The sequence below is a fragment of the Stakelama saccharophila genome (assembly GCF_032229225.1).
GTDB lineage: Bacteria > Pseudomonadota > Alphaproteobacteria > Sphingomonadales > Sphingomonadaceae > Sphingomonas > Sphingomonas saccharophila.
In genome coordinates, this window is record NZ_CP135076.1 from 1,339,019 (window position 1) to 1,361,937 (window position 22,919).

Genomic DNA, 22,919 nt, shown 5'->3' on the forward strand with positions numbered 1-22,919 from the left:
CCGGCGAAGGTATGAAAAGGCGATTCACCAAGAAAGAGGGTTAACGGTAACCCTTCGTTGAGATTCGCGCCGATCAGGTGCCAATCAGTCGAGTTCGACCGGGCTGACCGTATAGTTCGCCCCGCGCAGCGCCTTCATCAGCCGGTCGAGATGCGCGGCATCGCGCGTCTCGCACTCGATATCGGTGATCAGTCCCTTTGCCGGCAGCGAGGTGAACACGCGCTGGTGATAAACCTCTATGATATTGACGCCCTGTTCGTGGAAGATGCGTGCGACGTTGAACAATGCGCCGGGCCGATCCTGCAGGCGGATGCGCAGCCGTGCGAGGCGGCCGGAGCGCGCAAGGTCGCGCAGCAGGACATTGGCGAGCAGGCGGGTGTCGATATTGCCGCCGCACAGGACCGTGGCGACCGTCTTTCCCTTGAAGCGCTCCGGATATTCCAGCAGCGCCGCCAGACCCGCGGCTCCGGCGCCCTCGACCACCGTCTTTTCGATCTGGAGCAGCAGACTGACCGATTCCTCCAGCCGGCGCTCGCTGACGAGCACGATATCGTCGACCAGTTCCTTGATGATCCCGGCCGTGATCTTGCCCGGTTCCTTGACGGCGATGCCTTCGGCCAGCGTGTCGCCGGCGCATGGTGCGTCGCCTCCGGTGATGCGGTTGTGCATCGAGGGATAGAGTTCGGCCTCGACGCCCACCACCTCGATATTATGCGGCTGACTCTTGGCGACCGTCGAGATGCCGGAGATCAGCCCGCCGCCGCCGATCGGCACGACCAGCATGTCGATGTCCGGCACATCCTCGATCATTTCCAGCGCCACCGTTCCCTGGCCGGCGATGACGCGCGGATCGTCGAACGGATGGACGAAGGTATAGCCTTCCTCCGCCTCCAGCTTGCGGGCATGGGCATAGGCTTCGTCGAAGGTTTCTCCCTCCAGCACGATCCGGGCGCCGTGCCCCTCGGTCTGGGTGACCTTCACCGTCGGCGTCGGCTTCGGCATTACGATGACCGACGGAATGCCGAGCCGGGTGGCGTGATAGGCGATGCCCTGCGCATGGTTGCCGGCGGATGCGGCGATCACGCCCTTGGAGCGCGCCTCCTCGTCGAGCTGGAGCAGCGTGTTGAGCGCGCCGCGTTCCTTATAAGCGGCGGTGAACTGCAGGTTCTCGAACTTCAGATACACCTTCGCACCCGTCAGGTCCGAAAGCGTCCTGCTGAACAGCGTCGGCGTGCGCACGATCTGATCGCGAATGCGGACATGGGCGAGGCGGACATCGTCGACGGTGACGACGGTGGAAGCGGAATGCGCCGGAGAGGTAGCCATGCGGCGGCACTAGGCGCTCGACGTACCTTGGGCAAGTGGCGACCGGCCTTGGGCAAGTGGCGAGCGGTACGCCGTCGCATCTGGCCAGCCGCGATCGCACGGCCTATGCGCGTGCGGGTTCATAAGGGAGATTGACCAGGTGATTTCGCGTTTCCTCGCCTTCGCCGCGCTGGCGGTGGCCATGCTGGGTTCCGGTTCCGCGCGGGCCGATGCGTTGATCGACAATGTTCGCGGCGAAACGCTCGACAAGCAGGGCGAGGTCGTCCACTTCACCGGGATGCTGATCGATCGGCAGGGCCGGATCGTGAAGCTGCTGCACGAAGGCGACGAACGGCCGCAAATCCTCGACTGGCGCACCGATATGCATGGCCGGATCGTCATCCCCGGCATGATCGATGCCCACGGCCACGTCATGGAGCTGGGTTTTCGGGACCTCTCGCTCGACCTTTCCGATACCGGTTCGCTTGCCGAGGCGCAGGCGAAGATCGCGCGGTTCGCGAAGGAGCATCCCGACCGGCCGTGGATCCTGGGCGGCGGCTGGAATCAGGAGCGTTGGGGCCTGGGCCGCTTTCCCACCGCGGCCGAGCTCGACAAGACGGTGTCGGACCGGCCGGTCTGGCTGATGCGTGCCGACGGCCATGCCGGCTGGGCCAACAGCCGCGCGCTGGCCGCGGCGGGCGTGACGGCGAAGACGAAGGCGCCGTCGGGCGGCCGGATCGAGACGGGGGCCGGCGGGGTGCCGGCCGGCGTGTTCGTCGATGCCGCGACGAATCTGATCGAAAAGGCGGTGCCCAAGCCGAGCCCGCTGGATTACGATGCGGCGTTCCTGCAGGCGCAGAAACATCTGCTGAGCGACGGCATCACGGCGACGGCCGATATGGGTACGACGCTGGAAGACTGGATGGCCTATCGCCGCGCCGGCGACCGGGGCGCGCTTCGCATTCGCATCATGAGCTATGCCCACGGCGTCGACACCGCCACGCTGATCGCCGGGCCGCGGCCGACGCCGTGGCTGTATCAGGACCGGCTGAAGGCCGGCGGCATCAAGCTCTATGCCGACGGCGCGCTCGGTTCGCGCGGGGCCTGGCTGAAACAGCCCTATGCCGACGCGTCGGGCGAAACCGGTATCCAGCTATTGAGCGACGATCAGCTCCTCAACCTGATGAGCCGGGGCGCGATGGACGATTTCCAGATCGCGGTCCACGCCATTGGCGACCGGGCCAACCAACAGGTGCTCGACGCCATCGACGTGCTTTCCGAAACCTATGACGGCGATCGGCGCTGGCGGATCGAACATGCCCAGATCGTCGACCCTGCCGATCTTCCCAAGTTCAAACGGCACGGCATCATCGCCTCGATGCAGCCCACGCATGCGACGTCGGACATGAACATGGCCGAGGCGCGATTGGGCGAGGCGCGGTTGAAGGGCGCCTATGCCTGGCGGACGATGCTCGACATGGGCGTGCCGCTGGCCTTCGGCTCGGACTATCCGGTCGAGGATCCGGATCCGTTTGTCGGCTGGGCCGTCGCCTTCACCCGCCAGAACGCGGCCGGCGAGCCCGCCGGCGGCTGGCGCCCCCAGGAAAAGGTCAGCCGGATCGAAGCATGGCGCGCCTTCACGCTGGGCGCGGCCTATGCGGGGTTCGCCGAGGAGGAATTCGGCACGCTGGCGCCGGGCCTGAAGGCGGACTTCCTGATCGTCGACCGCGATCCGCTGGAGGCGACGCCGAAGGAACTGCGCAACACGAAGGTGCTGGAAACCTGGATCGGCGGTCAGCGCGTCTGGAAGCGGGACTGACGGAAGGCGGGCAGGGACCGCCGTCCGGCCGCCCGCTCAATAGCCGGCATATTCGCCCGTCATCCAGTCGTCGGTGATGAAGACCTTGTCGCCGAGCCTGGCGTGCTCGAACAGGATGCGTGCGAACCCTTCCGGCAGGCCGACACAGCCATGGGTGGCGATGTCGCTTTCGATCTGCGCGCTGCCGTGCAGGGCCACCCCGTCGGTCGTCAGCTTCATCATATAGGGCATGGGCGCGCCCTTGTAGATGTTGGAGACGTGGTCGGCATCCTTCTGCAGGATCGTGAACGAACCGTGTGGCGTCGGCTTGCGATCGTCGCCGTAGATCAGGGTTGAGCGGCCGATCTCGTTGCCGGCGCGATAGACGTGCAGCGTTTCGTTGGCGAGATCGACCACGATGCGCATTTCGCCGTCGGGCACGCCGGCGTCCGACCACATATAGCCGCCCATGGGCAGCTCGCCGTCGATCTGCAGCATGGTTCTGACCGTGAAATTACCCGCCGATGCGGGGCGGGCGAATACCGGGCCGGCGACGAAGGTACCGAGAATGACGATGGCCGCCAGCAGCGCCGCGTGGCCGATCCGGGCAAGATGCCGTGCGATGATAACCATGATCCAGTCCCTGACAATGCTCGATTCCGGCTGAGACATAGGCGATTGCGAGGACGTCGCCAGTGGCGGAATCGCTGGCGTTTCACTATGGCACGTTAACCAAGACGCCTATCCGGCGGTTCTCGTGTGCGGAGTGGGTAGAGGTAAAGAAAAGGCCGCGGCGCCCTCGGCACCGCGGCCCTTGCCCCCCAGCAAAATCGTGAAGGTCAGGCGACCTTGGTCTCTTTGTCGCTCTGTTCGTCCGGATCGCGCAGCACATAGCCGCGGCCCCAGACCGTCTCGATATAATTGTCGCCCTCGGTCGCCATGGACAGCTTCTTCCTGAGCTTGCAGATGAAGACGTCGATGATCTTCAACTCCGGCTCGTCCATGCCGCCATACAGGTGGTTGAGAAACATTTCCTTGGTCAGCGTCGTGCCCTTGCGCAGGCTGAGCAGTTCCAGCATCGCATATTCCTTGCCGGTCAGGTGCACGCGCGCGCCGTCGACCTCGACCGTCTTGGCATCGAGGTTGACCGCCAGCTTGCCCGTCTTGATGACCGATTGCGAATGCCCCTTGGAACGGCGCACCACCGCATGAATGCGCGCGACCAGTTCCTCGCGGTGGAAGGGTTTGGTGACATAGTCGTCGGCGCCGAAGCCGAAGCTGCGGATCTTCGAATCCGTCTCGGCAATGCCCGACAGAATGAGCACCGGCGTCTGCACCCGCGCCACGCGCAGCTTCTTCAGCACGTCATAGCCGTGCATGTCCGGCAGGTTCAGATCGAGCAGAATGATGTCGTAGTCGTAAAGCTTGCCCAGATCGAGGCCTTCCTCGCCCAGGTCCGTCGTGTACACGTTGAAGCCCTCGGTCGAGAGCATGAGTTCGATCGCTTTCGCGGTGCTCGGCTCGTCTTCGATCAGCAGTACGCGCATCGGTTTCCCCTGTCCCGTTGCGGACGCTGTCCCCTGTCGGTCTGCGCCCCGTGCGGAATTCATTAACCTAAACGCTTGTGAAGGCAAAAGGTTAATTTCATCCTAACCAGCGGAAATCCACGAGTCGCGCGGTCCCGAATCGTTACCTAAACGTCTTCGCCCAGGGTTTCGCGAAGGTAAAGACGGCGGATCAGGGTGTAGAACACGACCAGGATCGCGGCGGAGAAGAACAGGCCGAACAGGCCGAACACCACGCCGATGCCGATGATCGCGAACACGGTGATGGCGGGCGGAATCCGGACGACGCGCTGCTGCACCAGCGGCGTGATGAAATTGGTCTGGATCAGCCGCACCACCGCATAGGTGACAAGCGCGCCGATGAGCGGCGACGTGCCCTTGGTGGCGGCAAGGCCGAGCGCCGGCAGCATCGCGGCGGTCGGGCCGACATAGGGGATGAATTCGCTGAGGCCGGCGAGCAGGCCGAGTGCCGCGGCCGACGGCACGCCGGCGATCCACAGGCCGACGCCCACCATCGCGCCCATGCTGAGCATCGAGATGAGCTGCGCCTGCAACCAGAGCCTGAGCGTGCGCGAGGTGTCGTCCAGCGCGTGGGCGAAGGCGTCGCGCTTGGATCGCGGAAAGAGCATCAGGAAGCCGCGACTGTACACCGACGGGTCCGCCGCGAAGAAGATGCCGCCGACCAGCATCAGGATGAAGTTCAGGATCAACTCGCCCGCACCCGTCACCAGTCCGCCGATGTCCTGGGCAACGCGCGAGCCGGCGAAGGCCGCTTCCACGGCATTCACGATCTTGGTCCCGACCGGGGATTGCGACATGTGCTGCTCCAGGTCCGCGATCAGGCCCGGCAGCGCCACCACCAGCGCATTCACCTGCGCGCCGAACTGATAGGCGAACAGCCAGACGAGAAAGGCGATGACCGCCAGTACCGTCAGCGTGCCGGCGGGCACCTGCACGCGCCGCGGCAGATGCAGATAACGGCCGTAGATGTCGGCCAGTGCGTGGATGACGATTGCCACCAGCATCGAACCGAAGGCGAGGATGATCAGGTCCATCGCCCGGTAGAGCGCGACCGTGATCGCGACGAGCAGGATAAGGAGGGCGGCGCGGCGCAGGAAGCGGGCGTCGTCTCCATCGGGCTGGAGGCGTTTCATCCGGCCATTCCATCGCGTGCCGGCAGGCGATGTGCAAGAAAATCGATCAGCGCCTCGACGCGCGCGGGACGGAGCGTGCCGGGCGGCGTCATCAGGTGGAGCCCCACCGGCGGCGGCGCCCATGCTTCCAGGATGGTCTCCAGCGTGCCGCTGGCCAGATCCTCGCCGACGATGAAATCGGGCAGCCGGGCGATGCCGAGCCCGGCGCGCAGGGCGGGAAGCATCGCCGTTCCGCTGTCGCAGCGCAGCGGTCCCTCGGGACGCACCGCCACTTCCGCGCCGCCGGGACCGCGGAAATGCCAGGTCAGCGGATTGGGCGCGTTGGTGTAGCCGAAGCAGGCATGCTCGCCCAGTTCGGCCGGATGTCGGGGGCGTCCGTGGCGTTCCAGATAAGCGGGCGCGGCGACGATATGGATGCGAACGGGCGCCAGACGCCGTGCGCGCAGCGAGCTGTCGGGCAGATCGGCGATCCTGAGCGCGATGTCGAAGCCGTCGGCGACGATGTCGATCTTGGCGTCGGACAGGCTGAGATCGACCGTGATGTCGGGATGTTTCGCCAGAAATTCCGCCACCACCGGCGCGACATGGGCAAGGCCATAGGTCATCGGCGCCGCGACGCGGACGAGGCCCGCCGGCCGCGATGCGCTGTCGCGTGCAGCCTCTTCGGCGCATTCGCCTTCGGTCAGAATGCGCTGGGCGTGCTCCGCCAGCGCCTTGCCGCTTTCGGTGAGCGTCAGCTTGCGCGAGGTCCGGTGGAACAGGCTCGTTCCCAACCGTTGTTCCAGTCGCGCGATCGCCTTCGACACCGTCGCCTTGGATACGCCGGTCGCATCGGCCGCGGCGCTGAACGAGCGGTGCTCCACGACGCGTGCGAAAATGGCCCAGCCGTCGAAGTCGGGAAGCTGCATCGCGAAACGATCCGTTTCCGCTGTTTCCGTTTACGCGCTCACCATGACGCCTATCTCTCAGCCAAGCAATGGAGTTCGTACCATGATCGAGAAACGACCGTTCGCAGGGCTGGGCCATGCCGATCACGGCTGGCTGAACGCCCGCCACCATTTTTCCTTCGCCAATTACTACGACCCGGATCGGATGGGCTGGGGCGCCATCCGCGTGTGGAACGATGACGAGATCGCGGCCGACAGCGGCTTTCCGCCGCACCCGCACCGCGACATGGAGATCATCACCTATGTCCGCACCGGCGCGATCACGCACCAGGATTCGATGGGCAATACCGGCCGCACCGGCGCCGGCGACGTGCAGGTGATGAGTGCCGGCACCGGTGTGCGCCACGCCGAATACAATCTGGAACCGGAGACGACGACGCTGTTCCAGATCTGGATCGAGCCGAAGCGGCCCGGCGGTAGTCCGAGCTGGGGCGCCAAGCCGTTTCCCAGGGATGCGCGCTCCGGCCGGCTGGTGACGCTGGCGTCGGGTTTTGCCGACGATGCGGATGCCCTTCCGATCCGCGCCGATGCGCGGGTATTGGGTGCGACGCTGAAGGCGGGGGACAGTGTCGAGCACAGCGTCGGCGACGGGCGGCACGCCTATCTGGTGCCCGCCACCGGTGCGATCGAGATTGCGACCGGATCGGAAACCGGTGCGCCCGCCCAGCGCTTCGATGCACGCGACGGTGCGGCGCTGTCGGGCGGGCAGACCGTCACCATCACCGCGATCGAGGACAGCGAAATCGTTCTCGTCGATGCGGAATAGCCATCTCCCCTCCTGCTCGCGGGAGGGGGCATTTTGAAGGAGTTTCCCACATGTCCAAAGTTCTCGTCCTCTATTACTCGTCTTACGGTCATATCGAGCAGATGGCCGATGCTGTCGCGCAGGGCGCGCGCGAAACCGGTGCGACGGTCGATATCCGCCGCGTGCCGGAAACGGCGCCGGCCGAGATCGTCGCGCAGGCGGGCTTCAAGACCGAAAGCGAACATCCGGTGCTGGAGGATGTGAACGCGCTCGCCGATTACGACGCGATCGTCGTCGGCGCGCCGACCCGCTTCGGCCGGATGCCGAGCCAGATGGCGGCGTTCCTCGACAAGGCAGGCGGCCTATGGCTGAACGGATCGCTGAACGGCAAGGTCGGCGGCGCCTTCACCTCCACCGCCAGCCAGCATGGCGGGCAGGAGACGACGCTGTTCTCGCTCCTGACCAACCTGCTGCATTTCGGCATGACGATTATCGGCCTCGATTACGGTTTTCAGGCGCAGATGGGCGTGGACAAGCTGCGGGGCGGATCGCCGTACGGCGCCACCACCATCGCCGGCGGCGACGGTAGCCGCCAGCCGGGCGAGGAGGAGCTCGACGGCGCGCGCTATCAGGGGCGCCGCATCGCCGAAACGGCGACGAAGCTGTTCGGCTGATCGAAAGCCGGCAACGAGCGGTGACGACGGGTAGCCGTCGTCGCCGGTTCGTCCTATCTGGACAGCGATGTTCGGATTGGACCCCATCCCCGAAGCGGTCGTTCGCGGCGCGCTGTTGTCGCTGATCGGGCTCGTCTGGATCGTGACGCTGGTGCGGATCGCCGGGCTGCGGACGCTGTCGAAGATGACGGCGATCGATTTCGTCGCGACGCTGGCCACCGGGTCGCTGCTCGCGACGATGGTGTCGAGCAGTTCGTGGCCCGGCTTCGTTCAGGCGTTGATCGGCGTCGCGATGCTGACCGGCTGGCAGTATTGCTATGCCAAGGCGCGCCGCAACGATGCGGTGCGCAACTTTTCCGAGAACCGGCCGATGCTGCTGCTCCGCAACGGCAAATATCTCGAGGATGCGATGGCCGAGGCACGGGTGACGCGCGCCGACATCCTCTCGAAACTGCGCGAGCACAATATCGCCGGCCCCGATCGTGTCGATGCGGTGATCCTCGAGGTCACCGGCGATATCTCGATCCTGTCGGGCGGACATTCTTCACCGGCGGTGCTCGACGATGTGAGGCGCGCCTGATGCTCGAAGACCGCGTCCTGTTCATCGATGCCGAGGCGATCGTGATCGACAAGCCCGCCGGCCTGCCGGTCGATCCGCCGCGCGATAGCACGCGCTCGCTGGTCGACATGATGGACGAGCTGACCTTCGGCTTTCAGCGGCTGCCGACGGCGGTGCACCGGCTCGACCGCGACACTTCGGGGTGCCTGCTCCTGTCACGCAACCCGAAGGCGCAGAAGCGGTTTCACGCCGCGTTCGAGGCGGGGCAGGTGAGCAAGCGCTATCTCGCGATCCTCGATGGCGTTCCCGAAGGGGAGAGCGGCGAGATCGACCTGCCGCTGAAAAAGGTTTCCAGCGCCGCCAGCGGCTGGCGGATGCGGGGCGATCCCACGGGCAAGCCGGCCCGCACGCGCTGGCGGCTGCTGGCAGCGCGGGATGGTCGCGCGCTCGTCGCCTTCCATCCCGAAACCGGACGGACGCATCAATTGCGTGTCCATGCGGCCGAGGGGCTGGGAATTCCGATCACCGGCGATCCGATTTATGGTCGTGCCGAGGCGGCGGTGATGCTGCACGCCGCCGCCATCACGGTGCCGCGCCCCGGCAAGCCCGATATCAGCGCCGAGGCACCATGGCCTGAGCGGTTCTCGGATCTCGGATTTTCGCATGGCTGAGTTCACCATTCCCGACGATGCCATCGTCGACGAGCGCTTCATCGCCGCATCGGGTCCGGGCGGGCAGAACGTCAACAAGGTAGCGACCGCCGTGCAATTGCGCGTCGACGTCTTTCGCCTGCGCCTGCCGCCGCATGCCTATCAGAAGCTGAAGAGCCTGGCCGGAACGCGGCTCAATTCCGACGGTGAACTGGTCATCACCGCGCGCAAGTTCCGGACGCAGGAGGCGAACCGCGCCGATGCGCGCGAACGGCTCGGCGATCTGATCGCGAGGGCGCATGAGCGCCAGGCAAAGCGGGTGAAGACGAAGCCGAGCCGCGCCGCGAAGAAGCGGCGGGTGGAATCGAAGAAGAAGCGCGCGCAGGTGAAGGCCGGGCGCGGGCGCATCACAACGGACTAGGACCTGTCATGTACCAATTCGACATTGCCGGCGGCAGCAAGGCCGACCTCTACCGCGATCTGACGAGCGCGCTGGATGCGCTGACCGACGGGGAGCCGGACGCCATCGCCAACATGGCGAATGCCGCCGCACTGATCTGGCAATATCTGCCCGATCTGAACTGGGCCGGCTTCTACCGCCTAGTCGGCGACGAACTGGTGCTGGGGCCGTTCCAGGGCAAAGCGGCCTGCATCCGCATCGCGCTCGGCTCCGGCGTCTGCGGGTCCGCGGCGCAGACACGCGAGACGCAGGTGGTTGCCGATGTCCAGGCTTTTCCCGGCCATATCGCCTGCGACGCGGCCAGCCGTTCCGAACTGGTCGTGCCGATCGTGCGGGGCGGCCGGCTGCTGGGCGTGCTCGATCTCGACAGCCCGCATACCGGGCGCTTCGATGCCGAGGACGCGGCCGGGTGCGAGGCATTGGTGGCCGTGCTCGCCCCGCGCATCGGGTGACCCGATCCGGGACAGGGGGGCGACGATCCGGTCTGGCCCGGATATGCCGCTGCCGGTAAATTGCGCGTCAACCGGACGGCGAGTCCGACCGGGATGCGTCGCAAGCAAGGGTGGAGGCAGCGATTCCCCTACGGTCTCTGATAGTCGCAGGTTTGCTGAGCGGCCCTCTGGCGCTGGCGGCGCAAGGCCAGGTGATCCGGGACGGTCGCTGGGTCGAACCGGCGCCGGCTCCCACCCCCAGTCCCACGCCCCTGCCCAGTCCCACCCCCAGCCCGACACCGTCGCCGGTACAGGTTGCACCGCCGCAAACTGCCGTGGCCCAACCCACGCCCACGCCCACGCCCACGCCCACGCCCGCGCCGGAGGCGAAGCAACCGCCGCAACTCGCGCTGCCGATCGTGAAGGCTCCGCCGCCCCCGCCGCCTGCGAAGGTGCAAACCGCGCCGGCGCCCATTGCCGCCCCGGCGCAGCAGGTCGCCGGGACGCCGCCCTCCGGTCGAGAGGCGGTGGTCGGCGAGACACCGCCCGAAGCGCCGGTTTCGGTTCCGCCCCGGCCCGTGCGTCGCGCCGCGGTTCAGGCGGTCCGCCCCGTCGACGTACCGCCGGCGCGGGTCGCACGGCAACCGGACATGCAACCGCCCGAACCCGCCACCGATCCGCGCCCGACCGGTCGCCGCGCGGTCTTCCGCCGGCCCGTGCCGGGCGGCGTCCTGCCGCCGGAACTCAGGGCAGCGCGCTTCACCGTGCGGGACTATGACCGCTGGAATCTGGGCGCGCCCGATGCAGGCTATCGCTGGGTTCGGGTCTATGACGACGCGGTGCTGATCGACGACCGCGGTGTCATCGCCGACGTGATCTACGATGTGGATTGGGCGGAAGCGCCGCAATATGCCACAGCGGAGCGGGAGCCGCCGATCGCTCCCGCCATGCCGCCGGGGCCGCCGGTTGCGGGCGCCGCCTGGGCCGAATACGGCGCGGGGGCGCCCGAAGGGATGGCGGAGGACCGTTGGGGGGACGGTCGCCGCCATCCCGACTCTACTAGGGGTGCCGGCTATCCGCCGCCGGGGCCTGCCGATCGTTCCATGCCGCCGGCTCCAGGCCGGCACGAATATGCCGCGCGCACCATTCCGCCGCCCGAAGGACGGGCCCCCGTGGTCAGCAGTTGCGGTCCGGGCTGCACGGTGACGACCAGCACCGCGGGGCGCGGCTATGTCGCGGCCGGCTATTACTACCCGCCCGCGACCACCACGACCGTTACGATCATGCCCGGCGGGCGGCAGACGCGGACCGTGGTCCGCCGCTGACCCCGCACGCGCGAGCGGTACTCAGTCGTCCCAGTCGCGGCCGGCGAAGGCGACGATGCTTTCATGGCCCTGGTCGTCCAGCGCGCCGACGCCGACGAAATTGTCGTCGACGATCACGTTCTTGAGCACAAGTTCGGTCGTCCCGGCGGGCACGTCCTTGTGATGTGTCCAGTCCTGCTTGTCCGCGCGGCGCCAGTGAATGCGGTATCCGGCCGCACCTTCGACCGGTTTCCAGCGGACCGTGGTGTCGGTCGACAGCGCCCCCTCGATCACCGGGTTCTCCGGCGCTTGTGGCGCGCTCGCCAGGCGGGCGAGGGTGCCGACGTTGATCGCCGTGACCTTCGCCAGATAGGCGAAATCCATCTTGTCGACGGTATCGCCATATTCGATGCCGCCTTCGGTGCGCAGGTCCTGGTGCTGCTGCGTGTAGTTCTCCGCGCCGACCGAAAAGCGGACGGCGGGATAGCCGAGCTTCAGGAACGGCTCGTGATCGCCGCCGCGACCGAATCGGTCGGGCCGGTGGACGAGAAAGGCGTCGAGCCCTCCCGGAATCCCTTCCGCGACGCCGTCGATCGCTTTGGCCAGCGCGCGGCTCGGCCCGTCGTCGGCGCCGCCGTCGGCGCGGCGCTGCATCTGTTCCTTCAGGGTTTCCGACGCGCGAATGCCCTCGGAAAAAACGCGGACGCGGTCATCGACCTTCGCGCCGTTCTGACCGATGGTGTTGCCGACGATGTCGTTGTTCAGCACGCCGCTGACGACCCAGCCCTTTTCCCTGGCGGTGTCGGCGAGCAGCTTGCCGCCCCACAGCCCCTGTTCCTCGCCCGACAGGGCGGCGTAGATGATCGTGGCGTCGAACTTTTCCTTCGACAGGATGCGCGCCGCCTCCAATACCAGCGCCACGCCGGAGGCGTCGTCGTTCGCACCGGGGGCGTCGCTGGTATAGTCCATCACATCGGAGACGCGGCTGTCGATATGGCCCATCACGATGACCACGCGGTTCGGATCGCGGCCCTTTTGAAAGCCGAGCACGTCGACGACGCGGACACCGTCCGGCGCACGCTCGCCGGTGAAACCGCGGGCGATGTTCGCGACCGTGATGCAGCCGCCGCAATCGTCGGAAATCTTGGTGAGCTGCGCACCGAACCAGTGCCGCGCCGCGCCGATGCCGCGCTCGGGATCGTCCGGGTCGGACAGGGTGTGGCGCGTGCCGAAGCTGACGAGCTTTTCGACCGTCGCCTTCAGCCGCTCGGGATCGGGGGTGTCGCGCGCCGCAGCCGGGGTGGCGAGGGCGAGTAGCGGAAGCATCAGGAAAGCGGTTCGCATGGGGCGCATCGTGGCGGACGGGCCGGCCAATGGCAAGGCGTGACGCATGTGCGGTAAGACGGTATGCCCAGGCGGTTCTTTCCGGCTAGAAGGCGTCCGCCCGCATGCGACCGATCATCCATATCGGCTATCACAAGACGGCGACGAGCTGGTTTCAGCGCTTCGTCTATCCCCGTGTCGCCAGCCACCGGGTGATCGACCGCCGGTTGATCCGCGAAACGTTCCTGGCGCCGCCGGCCTTTTCCTTCGACGCGCACGCCGCACGCGACCGCCTGGGAATCGACGCGGACGACCGACCCGCGATCCTGTGCGAGGAGGATCTTTCCGGCGTGCTGCACAACGGCCTGATGTCCTGCCATATCGCCGGCGTGGTGGCGCAGCGGCTGCACCAGGCGCTGCCGGAGGCGCATATCGTCATCTTCGTCCGCTCGCAGGTCACGGCCGCACTGTCCTGGTATCTGCAATATGTACGCGAAGGCGGAACGGCGTCGACCCGCCGGTACCTGTTTCCGAAGCAGCATCGCCATCTCGGCCATGTCCGTCCATTCATGCTGCCGCATTTCCATTTCGGCCAGCTCGATTATCGCGGCCTGGTGGAACGGTATGACGCGCTGTTCGGCGCCGACCGGGTGACGGCGCTGCCTTACGAGGCGCTGAAACGCGATCCCGCCGCCCTGCTGGCCCGGATGTCCGGCGCGCTTGGTGTCGATCTGCCCGATCCGGAGGCGGCGAAGGTCAATGCCTGCTATCGTCGCGGTCTGCTGCCCATCGCGCGTGCGGCGAACCTGTTCACGCGCCGCAGCGTCATCGACAAGGCGACGCTGGTGCACATTCCTTATTGGTACACCGTGCGCAAGGCGGTGCTGGCTCAGCTCAACCGCGTGCCGTTATTCGGCCCCGCACCGGCGGCGGAGCGCTATCTCGGCCGCAAGACGGTCGACCATATCGCCGGGCTGTTCTGGCGGTCCAATCGCTGGCTGGAAGCGCGCATGGGCGAGGATCTGCGTACGCTCGGCTATCCGCTCGACCCGCCGGAAGACGGGGCGCCGCCGCGTCGCCGCCTGCCGCTGCGCTGGGCGGCGAACTGAGGCTCAGCTCAGCCGGTCGATCGCCTCGCGGTCGAGGTCGCCGGGGATGATCATCACCGGCACCGGCAGCTTGCCCGCGTCCGGGCCGGCGAAATGGGCGACGAGCGGACCGGGCACGCCCTCCGGCGCGGCGCCCAGCACCAGGGCGGCGATGTCCTTGTTGGCCTCGATCATCTCGCGCACGATCTTCGGCCCGTCGCCCTTGCGCACGACGATGGAGGGTTTCAGGCCCGATTCCTCCAGAAGCGTGCCGGCCGCGCCGGCAACCAGCGCCTGCGCGCGCTGGCGGGCTTCTTCCTCCATCGTCGCCATGACGCCGCCCCATTGGACGAATTCGGGCGTGGCGATGAAGGCGAGGATCTCGATCCCGCCGCCGGTTTTCACCGCGCGCCTTGCGGCAAAGCGCAGCGCGACCTCGGATTCCCTGCTTTCGTCGATGACGACAAGATATGTTCGCATGGATAAATTGCTCCTGACCCGCGTTCGATGCCGCGAGACGCGCTCTTTCGCAAGTCTGCGGGCTTGACCACATGCCCCGCGATGGTGATGGAGGGCGCTTCCCAGGACTCAAGCGATCAGGACCGTGAATGTCGATCGAAATCAAGATGCCCGCTCTGTCGCCCACCATGGAAGAGGGCACGCTCGCCAAATGGCTGGTCAAGGAAGGCGACACCGTCTCCGCCGGTGATCTGATGGCGGAAATCGAGACCGATAAGGCGACGATGGAATTCGAGGCGGTCGACGAGGGCACGATCGCGAAGATCCTGGTGGAAGAAGGCAGCGACAATGTGAAGGTCGGCACCGTCATCGCCATGCTCGCCGAGGAAGGCGAGGATGTGGGCGACGTCGAGGCGCCCTCGGGCGGCGACAAGGCGGAAACGCCCAAGCCGGAGAATGACGAAGGCAAGCCCGATCCGACGGACCCGAACAAGACCGGCGACGAGGCGAAGCCCGCCAAGCGCGACGCGGTGCAGGCCGAAGATCATGGCAAGCCGACCGCGAGCGCGCCCGAGACCGCCGAGGCCGGCCCGGCCCCGGTCAAGGACGGGGAGCGCATCAAGGTCACGCCGCTTGCCCGCCGCATCGCCGCCGACAAGGGACTCGACCTGTCCCAGGTGACCGGTTCCGGTCCCAATGGCCGTATCGTCAAGGCCGATGTCGAAGGCGTCGAGCCGAGCGCCGGCAAGCCAGCGGCGCAGGCGCCGTCGGCGGAGGCGCCCGCCGCCGCGCCGGTCGAGCCGAAGGCGGTGTGGTTCGACGATTCGATCCCGCACGAGGAAGAAAAGCTCTCAAACATCCGCAAGACGATCGCGCGCCGCCTGACCGAGGCGAAGCAGACGATTCCCCACATCTATCTGACCGTCGACATCCGCCTCGACGCGCTGTTGAAGCTGCGCAGCCAGCTCAACGAAAGCCTCGCCGCGCGCGAGATCAAGCTGTCGGTCAACGACCTGCTGATCAAGGCGCTGGGCGTGGCGCTGGAGGCCCGCCCGAAGTGCAACGTCACCTTCGCCGGCGACAAGCTGATCAAGTACAGCCGCGCCGACGTGTCGGTCGCGGTGTCGACGCCATCGGGTCTGATCACGCCGATCATCCGCGATGCGGCGAACAAGAGCGTGTCCTCGATCTCGACCGAGATGAAGGACCTTGCCGGCCGCGCCAAGGACAACAAGCTGCAACCGCACGAATATCAGGGCGGCACCGCTTCGCTTTCCAATATGGGCATGTTCGGCATCAAGCAGTTCGATGCCGTCATCAATCCGCCGCAGGGCATGATCCTGGCGGTCGGCGCGGGCGAAAAGCGGCCCTATATCGTCGACGATGCGGTCTCCAGCGCGACGGTGATGTCGGCGACGGGCAGCTTCGACCACCGCGCGATCGACGGCGCGGACGGCGCGGCCATGCTCAAGCTGTTCCAGGAGCTGGTCGAAAATCCGCTGGGCATGATCGCCTGAGCCGATGGCTTGGCGGCTGCCCATCGCGGCGCTCCTGGCCGTGATCGCCGGATTGCCGCTCGCCATCCTGTTCGACTGGGGTGTGCGCGGCGTTTCTCCGGCCGATCCCTATGCGCCGAGCTGGTACGCGCTGCTCGGTCTGGTGGCCTATCCGGTGACCATGTTCGGCATGGCGCTGGGCGGCACGATCGCGTTTCGCATGCGGAAGAATGCCGACCGTCTGGTGCCGGCGACCCTTGCGGGTGCGGTAATCGGGCTGGTGTTCGCTGGCGTTGCGATCGTCTTTGCCGGTGCGCCGGCGGCACCGCTGCGCGTCCTGGCGCTGGGCTATGGCGCAGTCTTCGGCGTGACGGGGGGCTGGGCGTTCCGGCTGTTCTTCCGCATGCAATTTGCGAAGCTGCAGGCGGCGTGATGCGGGGCCTGATCGAAACCGTCCACGTCCTGGCGGGGCTCGGCGCGCCGCTGCTGCTCGGCTGGCTGTCGGCCTGGTCCTATCCGCTGGGGCGGCAGGATATCTGGCTTGTCACCTGGGCGGCGATGGGCGTGACGCTGGTGATGGGCATCGGCCCGATGCGCCGCGCCATCCGTGTCGACCGCCGCAAATTGCGAAAAAGGAACCTGAATGGCTGAGACCCCGCCCGACCGCAATCCCGCGATCCGCGTGACCACCATGCCCGCCGATGCCAATCCATATGGCGACATCTTCGGCGGCTGGCTGATGAGCCAGATGGACATGGCGGCCGGCCTCGTCGCCTCGCGCCGGTCGCGCGGCCGCGCCGTGACCATCGCGGTGGAGGCGATGAAGTTCCACGCCCCCGTGCTGGTCGGCGACGAAGTGTCGGTCTATGCCGAGCTGGTGAAGACCGGGCGCACCTCGATGACGATCGAGGTCGAAAGCTGGCGGCGCGCCCGGCACAGCGAGGATCAGGAGCGGGTGACCCAGGCGCGGTTCACCTTCGTCGCCATCGACGAGGCGCGCAAGCCGCGGCCATTGGCGCAGTAATTGACGTATTCGACAGGAGCATATTGTGGCTGACACCTACGACCTCATCGTTCTCGGTTCCGGACCCGGCGGCTATGTCGCGGCGATCCGGGCGGCGCAGCTCGGCCTCAAGACCGCGATCGTCGAGCGCGAGCGGCTCGGCGGCATCTGCCTCAACTGGGGCTGCATCCCGACCAAGGCACTGCTGCGCACGTCCGAGATCTATCACTATATGAGCCACGCCAAGGATTACGGGTTGAAGGCCGACAATGTCGGCTTCGATCTCGCCAAGGTGGTCGAGCGCAGCCGCAAGGTTTCGGGCCAGCTCAACGCCGGCGTGAAGGGCCTGATGAAGAAGAACAAGGTCGCCGTGCACGAAGGCGTCGGCAAGCTGACGGGCAAGGGCAAGCTGACCGTCACGCAGGGCGACAAGAAGACCGAGCTGACCGCCAAGCACATCATCGTCGCCACCGGCGCGCGCGCCCGCGACCTGCCCTTCGCCAAGGCCGACGGCAAGCGCATCTGGACCTATCGCCACGCGATGACGCCCGAAGAGATGCCGACCAGGCTGCTCGTCATCGGATCGGGCGCGATCGGCGTCGAGTTCGCCAGCTTCTACAATGATATGGGCGCCGACGTGACGATCGTGGAGATGCTGCCGCGCATCCTGCCGGTCGAGGACGAGGAAATCTCCGCGCACATGGACAAGACGCTTAACAAACAGGGCATGAAAATCATGACCGGCGCGGGCGTCGAGAAGCTGGAGACGTCGTCAAAGGGCGTGAAGGCATGGATCAAGGGCAAGGACGGCAAGACCGTTACCGAGGAGTACAGCCACGTCATCGTCGCCATCGGCATCGTCCCCAATACCGAGGAGATCGGGCTGGAGGCGCTCGGCGTAAAGACCGAGAAGGGGCATATCGTCACCGACGGCTATGCCCGGACCAATGTCGATGGCATCTATGCGATCGGCGACGTCACCGGCGCGCCGTGGCTGGCGCACAAGGCGAGCCATGAAGGCGTCGTCTGCGTCGAGGCGATCGCGGGCGAAAAGCCGCATCCGTTCGAGAAGTGGAACATCCCGGGCTGCACCTATTCGCGCCCGCAGGTGGCGAGTGTGGGGCTGACCGAGGCGAAGGCCAAGGAAGCCGGCCACAAGGTCAAGGTCGGCAAATTCCCCTTCATCGGCAACGGCAAGGCGATCGCGCTGGGAGAGGCCGAGGGCTTCATCAAGACCGTGTTCGACGAAACAACCGGCGAACTGCTCGGCGCGCACATGGTCGGCGCGGAGGTGACCGAACTGATCCAGGGCTATGTCGTATCGCGCCAGCTCGAGACGACCGAGGCGGAACTGATGGAAACCGTCTTCGCCCACCCGACGCTCAGCGAGATGATGCACGAAAGCGTGCTCGGCGCATATGGAAGGGCGCTGCATTTCTGAGGTGGGAAATTCTCCCCTCCCTGCGAAGGGTGCCTCCGCGAAACCCAATCTCGTCACCCCGGCGAAGGCCGGGGTCCACCGAGCCGCTCAGCCTAAGCATTTGATATTGCAGCCAAGTGGATGCTGAAACAAGTTCAGCATGACGAAAGAGGTTTCCGTTTCGCGCCTTTCGCAGAAGCCTCCTGCGAAGGGAGCGAGCGCCGGCGTCGGATAAAGCAAGGCATCGAGCCTCGCATTTGCTGACCATCCCTTGCGCGCAGGACCCGTGTGCCCATCGGCATCCGCGCCGCTTCACGCGCGAAACGGGGGGCGACAGCAGCCATCCCGATAGCGCACCTGGGTTCCTTCCCGAGTCTCGTTCGGGGGAGGGGCCGCGCCAGATACGCATGGCGCGGAATTGGCCGTCGCCGTCGGCTGGTACTCAGCCGGTTTCGGCCATTTCGAGGACGCGCACATTGTCGTCGGCGCCCTCGGCCGCCTGCGACGCCGTGCTGCACGAAAGCGTGCCGTCGATCCGTGCACCCGCCTCGACCGAGATGGTCGCGTAGGTGATGTCGCCGGCGACGGTCGCGCCCCGTTCGATCGTCAGTTCGTCGACGGTCATCCCGCCGTCCACGCGGCCGGCGACGCGTGCCACGCCGGCGGTCACGCCGCCCGTCACATGGGATCCGGCGCCCAGGATCAGCGTCCGGCAGTCGATATCGCCCTCGACCCGCCCTTCGATATGCAGGTCCGCTTCCGCGCTGAGATCACCCTTCACGCCGAGATCCGCTCCGAGAACGGAGAGGCTTCCAGGATTTCGGCCTGCCTTGCGCTCACGCTCGGTCTTGTCCTTTTTCTTGATCATCTACCCACCCCTCGACGATTCGCCTGTCTGCTATCATCGGCCGATCGGTATGCCATGCCAAGCGAAGCGAGTCGCGCATTGGCCGCGACATGGCCGTGCTCCATTCCCGCGCCCGGCGCGCGTGCCGGGTGATGCCGTTCGCGGATTTGCGGCGTGCAGCAGTTGACCGTTGCTTATGCCGCCGCTATAGGCGCCGCGACCTCGTCAGGGGGATCGGCATGGCTGATGCTTCGGCAGGTAGGAAATAGAGCTGAACGTTGTTGGAGACGAGGCCCGGGAGGTTCCTGACCGCCCTGGCCTTTGACGCGTTGCACAACCTAGGGCTCCAGCAAAGTAACCGCCAGAACTCTGGTCAAGAAAAGGTGAAGGGCTTCATGCCGACGATTAACCAGTTGGTCCGCAAGGGCCGCGAACCGCAGAAGGCCAAGTCGAAGGTCCCTGCGATGGAGCAGAACCCGCAGAAGCGCGGCGTCTGCACGCGTGTTTATACCACCACGCCGAAAAAGCCGAACTCGGCGCTGCGCAAGGTTGCCAAGGTCCGCCTGACCAACCAGCGCGAGGTGATCAGCTATATCCCCGGCGAGGGGCACAACCTGCAGGAGCACTCGGTGGTGCTGATCCGCGGCGGGCGTGTGCGCGACCTTCCCGGCGTGCGCTACCATGTGCTGCGCGGGGTCCTCGACACGCAGGGCGTGAAGGATCGTCGCCAGTCCCGTTCGAAGTACGGCGCCAAGCGTCCGAAGTAACACAGCCAAAGTAAGCGCCGGACAGGGCGTCCGTCAAAATCGCATTTTGATGGGCCCCCATGGGTTCCGGGTAAGCTGAATTAGTCCAAGGAAACAGAAATGGCTCGTCGTCGTCGTCCCGAAAAGCGGGAAATCCTGCCTGATCCGAAGTTCGGAGATATCGTCCTTTCCAAGTTCATGAACTCGGTGATGCTGGACGGTAAGAAGTCCACTGCCGAGCGCATCGTCTATGGCGCGCTCGACACCGTCGAGGCGCGCGCCAAGAAGGAGCCGCTCGCGCTGTTCCACGAGGCGCTGAACAACATCAAGCCGGGCATCGAGGTCCGCAGCCGCCGCGTCGGCGGCGCGACCTATCAGGTTCCCGTCGAGGTGCGTCCCGAGCGTGCGCAGGCGCTTGCCATCCGCTGGCTGATCGGCGCTGCGCGTGCGCGCAGCGAGCACACCATGGCGGCCCGCCTGTCGGGCGAGTTGATGGACGCTGCCAACAATCGCGGCAATGCCGTGAAGAAGCGCGAGGACGCGCACCGGATGGCCGAGGCCAACCGCGCCTTCTCGCACTATCGCTGGTAAAGACTATATTGGGGTGAGGCTTTCGGGCCTCATCCCGACCTGCCGTCCGCCCTGGGCTTGTCGAAGGGCCGTCCTTCTTCCGGATGAAGAAGGGAAGACGGGGCTTCGACAAGCTCAGCCCGAACGGGTTGGGTTAGGCCCGATACATAGTTGGGGTACGCCCGACACATATTCGAATAGCCGGATTTGCCGGCGCACGGAGTTTACAATGGCCCGCAAAGAACCGCTCAGCACCTATCGCAATATCGGCATCATGGCGCACATCGATGCCGGTAAGACGACGACGACCGAGCGCATCCTGTTCTACACCGGCAAGTCCTACAAGATCGGCGAAGTGCATGAAGGCACCGCGACGATGGACTGGATGGAGCAGGAGCAGGAGCGCGGCATCACGATCACGTCTGCCGCGACGACCTGTTTCTGGAACGACCACCGCATCAACATCATCGACACGCCGGGCCACGTCGACTTCACGATCGAAGTCGAACGCAGCTTGCGCGTGCTCGACGGCGCAGTCGCGTGCTTCGACGGCGTTGCCGGCGTGGAGCCGCAGTCGGAGACCGTGTGGCGCCAGGCGGACAAGTACAAGGTCCCGCGGATGTGCTTCATCAACAAGCTCGACCGCATGGGCGCGAACTTCGAATATTGCGTGAACTCCATCAAGGAGCGTCTCGGCGCGACCCCGGCCGTGCTCTACATCCCGATCGGCATCGAGAGCGATCTGCGGGGCCTGGTCGACCTGGTCGAGCAGCGCGCGATCATCTGGGAATCGGAAGGTCTGGGCGCCAAGTTCAACTATGAAGAGATCCCGGACGACCTGAAGGACAAGGCCGCCCAGTATCGCCAGGAGCTGATCGAGCTTGCCGTCGAGCAGGACGACGAGGTGATGGAACAGTATTTGGAAGGCAACGAGCCGGATTCGGCGACGCTGAAGCGGCTGATCCGCAAGGGCACGCTGGAGCATGCGTTCGTGCCGGTGCTGTGCGGTTCGGCGTTCAAGAACAAGGGCGTGCAGCCGCTGCTCGACGCCATCGTCGACTATCTGCCGAGCCCGATCGACGTGCCGGCCATCAAGGGCGTGAAGCCCGACAGCGACGAAGAGGACAGCCGTCCGTCGTCCGACGAGGCGCCGTTCTCCGCACTCGCGTTCAAGATCATGAACGACCCGTTCGTCGGCTCGCTCACCTTCGCCCGCATCTATTCGGGCAAGCTCGAAAAGGGCTCGGTTCTCAACTCGGTGAAGGACAAGAAGGAAAAGATCGGCCGTATGCTCCTTATGCACGCCAACACGCGTGAGGACATCGACGAGGCCTATGCCGGCGACATCGTCGCCATCGCGGGGCTGAAGGAAACGACGACCGGCGACACGCTGTGCGCGCCGTCGGCGCCGATCATCCTGGAGCGGATGGAGTTCCCCGAGCCCGTCATCGAGCTGTCGGTGGAGCCGAAGACCAAGGCCGACCAGGAGAAGATGGGCGTCGCGCTCAACCGCCTGGCCGCCGAAGATCCCTCCTTCCGGGTGTCGACCGATCACGAATCGGGCCAGACGATCATCAAGGGCATGGGCGAGCTTCACCTCGACATCCTGGTTGATCGCATGAAGCGCGAGTTCAAGGTCGAGGCGAATGTCGGCGCGCCGCAGGTGGCGTATCGCGAATATCTCGCCAAGCCGGTCGAGCTGACCTACACGCACAAGAAGCAGTCGGGCGGTTCCGGCCAGTTCGGTGAAGTGAAGGTCCAGGTGAAGCCAGGCGAGCGTGGTTCGGGCTTCCAGTTCTTCGACGAGATCAAGGGCGGCAATATCCCGCGCGAATATATCCCGTCAGTCGAGAAGGGCTTCAAGGAAACGGCCGAGACCGGCCATCTGATCGGCTTCCCGATCATCGATTTCGAGGTTCACCTCGTCGACGGCAAGTATCACGACGTCGACTCCTCGGCGCTCGCGTTCGAGATCACGGCGCGCGGCGCCATGCGCGAAGTCGCGCAGAAGGCCGGCATCAAGCTGCTCGAGCCGATGATGAACGTCGAGGTGGTGACGCCGGAAGATTATCTGGGTGACGTGATCGGCGACATGAACAGCCGTCGCGGCCAGATTCAGGGCACCGACTCGCGCGGCAATGCCCAGGCGGTGCACGCCATCGTGCCGCTGGCCAACATGTTCGGCTATGTGAACGAGCTGCGTTCGTTCACGCAGGGACGTGCCCAGTACACGATGCAATTCTCGCACTATGACGAAGTGCCGCAGAACGTCGCCGACGAAGTGAAGGCGAAGCTGGCATAACGTTCGGGAAGGCGTTAAGGGGCGCGCTTCCGCGTGGTCCATCTCGATTCGGATTAGCGTAGATCAAAAGGTA

25 protein-coding genes are annotated in these 22,919 nt (G+C 65.9%); 17 read left to right on the forward strand and 8 right to left on the reverse strand.

The annotated features are described in order from the left end of the window. Positions 1-84: 84 nt before the first annotated feature. Complete coding sequence (locus RPR59_RS06180; RefSeq protein WP_313917769.1) at positions 85-1,326, reverse strand: threonine ammonia-lyase; 1,242 nt, start codon at positions 1,324-1,326, stop codon at positions 85-87. Between the two features lie 181 nt (positions 1,327-1,507). Here RPR59_RS06180 and RPR59_RS06185 point away from each other — a divergent pair, with 181 nt between their 5' ends. Further along, the gene (locus RPR59_RS06185; protein ID WP_313918368.1) at positions 1,508-3,124 is read left to right on the forward strand and encodes an amidohydrolase; all 1,617 of its coding nucleotides are present in this window, start codon (positions 1,508-1,510) and stop codon (positions 3,122-3,124) included. Positions 3,125-3,160: 36 nt separating this feature from the next. Here the strand turns inward: RPR59_RS06185 and RPR59_RS06190 are convergent, their stop codons facing one another. The 4 genes from RPR59_RS06190 to RPR59_RS06205 all read right to left on the reverse strand — a co-directional run bounded on the left by RPR59_RS06190 (position 3,161) and on the right by RPR59_RS06205 (position 6,730). Further along, complete coding sequence (locus tag RPR59_RS06190; RefSeq protein WP_313917772.1) at positions 3,161-3,736, reverse strand: L,D-transpeptidase family protein; 576 nt, start codon at positions 3,734-3,736, stop codon at positions 3,161-3,163. A gap of 206 nt (positions 3,737-3,942) precedes the next feature. Next, positions 3,943-4,650: a response regulator transcription factor CtrA gene (gene ctrA, locus RPR59_RS06195; RefSeq protein WP_313917774.1), complete on the reverse strand. Its 708-nt coding sequence runs from the start codon at positions 4,648-4,650 to the stop codon at positions 3,943-3,945. A gap of 146 nt (positions 4,651-4,796) precedes the next feature. Next, positions 4,797-5,822, reverse strand: a complete 1,026-nt coding sequence (locus RPR59_RS06200) for an AI-2E family transporter (protein WP_313917776.1) — start codon at positions 5,820-5,822, stop codon at positions 4,797-4,799. Then, a complete protein-coding gene (locus tag RPR59_RS06205; protein WP_313917779.1) occupies positions 5,819-6,730 on the reverse strand; it encodes a LysR family transcriptional regulator in 912 nt (303 codons plus the stop codon). The genes RPR59_RS06200 and RPR59_RS06205 overlap by 4 nt, the downstream gene beginning before the upstream one ends. Before the next feature lie 82 nt (positions 6,731-6,812). Here RPR59_RS06205 and RPR59_RS06210 point away from each other — a divergent pair, with 82 nt between their 5' ends. The 7 genes from RPR59_RS06210 to RPR59_RS06240 all read left to right on the forward strand — a co-directional run bounded on the left by RPR59_RS06210 (position 6,813) and on the right by RPR59_RS06240 (position 11,613). Beyond that, on the forward strand, positions 6,813-7,535 hold the full coding sequence (locus tag RPR59_RS06210; protein ID WP_313917780.1) for a pirin family protein: 723 nt from the start codon (positions 6,813-6,815) through the stop codon (positions 7,533-7,535). A 50-nt stretch (positions 7,536-7,585) separates the two neighbouring features. Then, the gene (gene wrbA, locus RPR59_RS06215) at positions 7,586-8,188 is read left to right on the forward strand and encodes an NAD(P)H:quinone oxidoreductase (protein ID WP_313917782.1); all 603 of its coding nucleotides are present in this window, start codon (positions 7,586-7,588) and stop codon (positions 8,186-8,188) included. 67 nt (positions 8,189-8,255) lie between these two features. Continuing rightward, positions 8,256-8,768, forward strand: a complete 513-nt coding sequence (locus tag RPR59_RS06220) for a DUF421 domain-containing protein (RefSeq protein ID WP_313917784.1) — start codon at positions 8,256-8,258, stop codon at positions 8,766-8,768. Further along, positions 8,768-9,418: an RluA family pseudouridine synthase gene (locus RPR59_RS06225; protein ID WP_313917786.1), complete on the forward strand. Its 651-nt coding sequence runs from the start codon at positions 8,768-8,770 to the stop codon at positions 9,416-9,418. The genes RPR59_RS06220 and RPR59_RS06225 overlap by 1 nt, the downstream gene beginning before the upstream one ends. Then, the gene (gene arfB, locus RPR59_RS06230; RefSeq protein ID WP_313917788.1) at positions 9,411-9,818 is read left to right on the forward strand and encodes an alternative ribosome rescue aminoacyl-tRNA hydrolase ArfB; all 408 of its coding nucleotides are present in this window, start codon (positions 9,411-9,413) and stop codon (positions 9,816-9,818) included. Before RPR59_RS06225 ends, arfB begins: the two co-directional genes overlap by 8 nt. A gap of 8 nt (positions 9,819-9,826) precedes the next feature. Further along, positions 9,827-10,309, forward strand: coding sequence for a GAF domain-containing protein (locus tag RPR59_RS06235; RefSeq protein ID WP_313917790.1), 483 nt, complete (start codon positions 9,827-9,829; stop codon positions 10,307-10,309). A 314-nt stretch (positions 10,310-10,623) separates the two neighbouring features. Further along, positions 10,624-11,613 (forward strand): RcnB family protein, encoded by a 990-nt coding sequence (locus RPR59_RS06240; protein ID WP_313917792.1) that lies wholly within the window; start codon positions 10,624-10,626, stop codon positions 11,611-11,613. A 21-nt stretch (positions 11,614-11,634) separates the two neighbouring features. Here the strand turns inward: RPR59_RS06240 and RPR59_RS06245 are convergent, their stop codons facing one another. Then, entirely contained in the window at positions 11,635-12,936 is a 1,302-nt protein-coding gene (locus RPR59_RS06245; RefSeq protein WP_432280297.1) for a M28 family metallopeptidase, read from the reverse strand. A gap of 104 nt (positions 12,937-13,040) precedes the next feature. Here RPR59_RS06245 and RPR59_RS06250 point away from each other — a divergent pair, with 104 nt between their 5' ends. Next, entirely contained in the window at positions 13,041-14,024 is a 984-nt protein-coding gene (locus RPR59_RS06250; protein ID WP_313917794.1) for a sulfotransferase, read from the forward strand. A 3-nt stretch (positions 14,025-14,027) separates the two neighbouring features. Here the strand turns inward: RPR59_RS06250 and RPR59_RS06255 are convergent, their stop codons facing one another. Continuing rightward, the gene (locus RPR59_RS06255) at positions 14,028-14,483 is read right to left on the reverse strand and encodes a universal stress protein (protein WP_313917796.1); all 456 of its coding nucleotides are present in this window, start codon (positions 14,481-14,483) and stop codon (positions 14,028-14,030) included. 128 nt (positions 14,484-14,611) lie between these two features. Between RPR59_RS06255 and RPR59_RS06260 the strand changes: the two genes are divergently transcribed. From RPR59_RS06260 to lpdA, 5 genes are read left to right on the forward strand one after another with little or no spacing between them, the layout of a single operon-like run. Then, on the forward strand, positions 14,612-15,979 hold the full coding sequence (locus tag RPR59_RS06260; RefSeq protein WP_313917798.1) for a pyruvate dehydrogenase complex dihydrolipoamide acetyltransferase: 1,368 nt from the start codon (positions 14,612-14,614) through the stop codon (positions 15,977-15,979). Positions 15,980-15,983: 4 nt separating this feature from the next. Next, positions 15,984-16,391: a hypothetical protein gene (locus RPR59_RS06265; RefSeq protein WP_313917800.1), complete on the forward strand. Its 408-nt coding sequence runs from the start codon at positions 15,984-15,986 to the stop codon at positions 16,389-16,391. After that, complete coding sequence (locus RPR59_RS06270) at positions 16,391-16,609, forward strand: hypothetical protein (RefSeq protein ID WP_313917802.1); 219 nt, start codon at positions 16,391-16,393, stop codon at positions 16,607-16,609. The genes RPR59_RS06265 and RPR59_RS06270 overlap by 1 nt, the downstream gene beginning before the upstream one ends. After that, a complete protein-coding gene (locus RPR59_RS06275) occupies positions 16,602-16,982 on the forward strand; it encodes an acyl-CoA thioesterase (protein WP_313917804.1) in 381 nt (126 codons plus the stop codon). The genes RPR59_RS06270 and RPR59_RS06275 overlap by 8 nt, the downstream gene beginning before the upstream one ends. Before the next feature lie 25 nt (positions 16,983-17,007). After that, positions 17,008-18,402, forward strand: coding sequence for a dihydrolipoyl dehydrogenase (lpdA, locus tag RPR59_RS06280; RefSeq protein WP_313917806.1), 1,395 nt, complete (start codon positions 17,008-17,010; stop codon positions 18,400-18,402). 421 nt (positions 18,403-18,823) lie between these two features. On the opposite strand, the gene RPR59_RS06285 is transcribed toward lpdA, so the two are convergent. Beyond that, positions 18,824-19,249: a bactofilin family protein gene (locus RPR59_RS06285; protein WP_313917808.1), complete on the reverse strand. Its 426-nt coding sequence runs from the start codon at positions 19,247-19,249 to the stop codon at positions 18,824-18,826. Positions 19,250-19,623: 374 nt separating this feature from the next. Between RPR59_RS06285 and rpsL the strand changes: the two genes are divergently transcribed. The 3 genes from rpsL (at position 19,624) to fusA (ending at position 22,846) form a co-directional block, all read left to right on the forward strand. Continuing rightward, positions 19,624-19,995 (forward strand): 30S ribosomal protein S12, encoded by a 372-nt coding sequence (rpsL, locus tag RPR59_RS06290; RefSeq protein WP_029936467.1) that lies wholly within the window; start codon positions 19,624-19,626, stop codon positions 19,993-19,995. A gap of 99 nt (positions 19,996-20,094) precedes the next feature. Next, positions 20,095-20,565, forward strand: a complete 471-nt coding sequence (gene rpsG / locus RPR59_RS06295; protein ID WP_313917810.1) for a 30S ribosomal protein S7 — start codon at positions 20,095-20,097, stop codon at positions 20,563-20,565. Between the two features lie 208 nt (positions 20,566-20,773). Beyond that, the gene (gene fusA, locus RPR59_RS06300; RefSeq protein ID WP_313917812.1) at positions 20,774-22,846 is read left to right on the forward strand and encodes an elongation factor G; all 2,073 of its coding nucleotides are present in this window, start codon (positions 20,774-20,776) and stop codon (positions 22,844-22,846) included. Positions 22,847-22,919 lie beyond the last annotated feature (73 nt).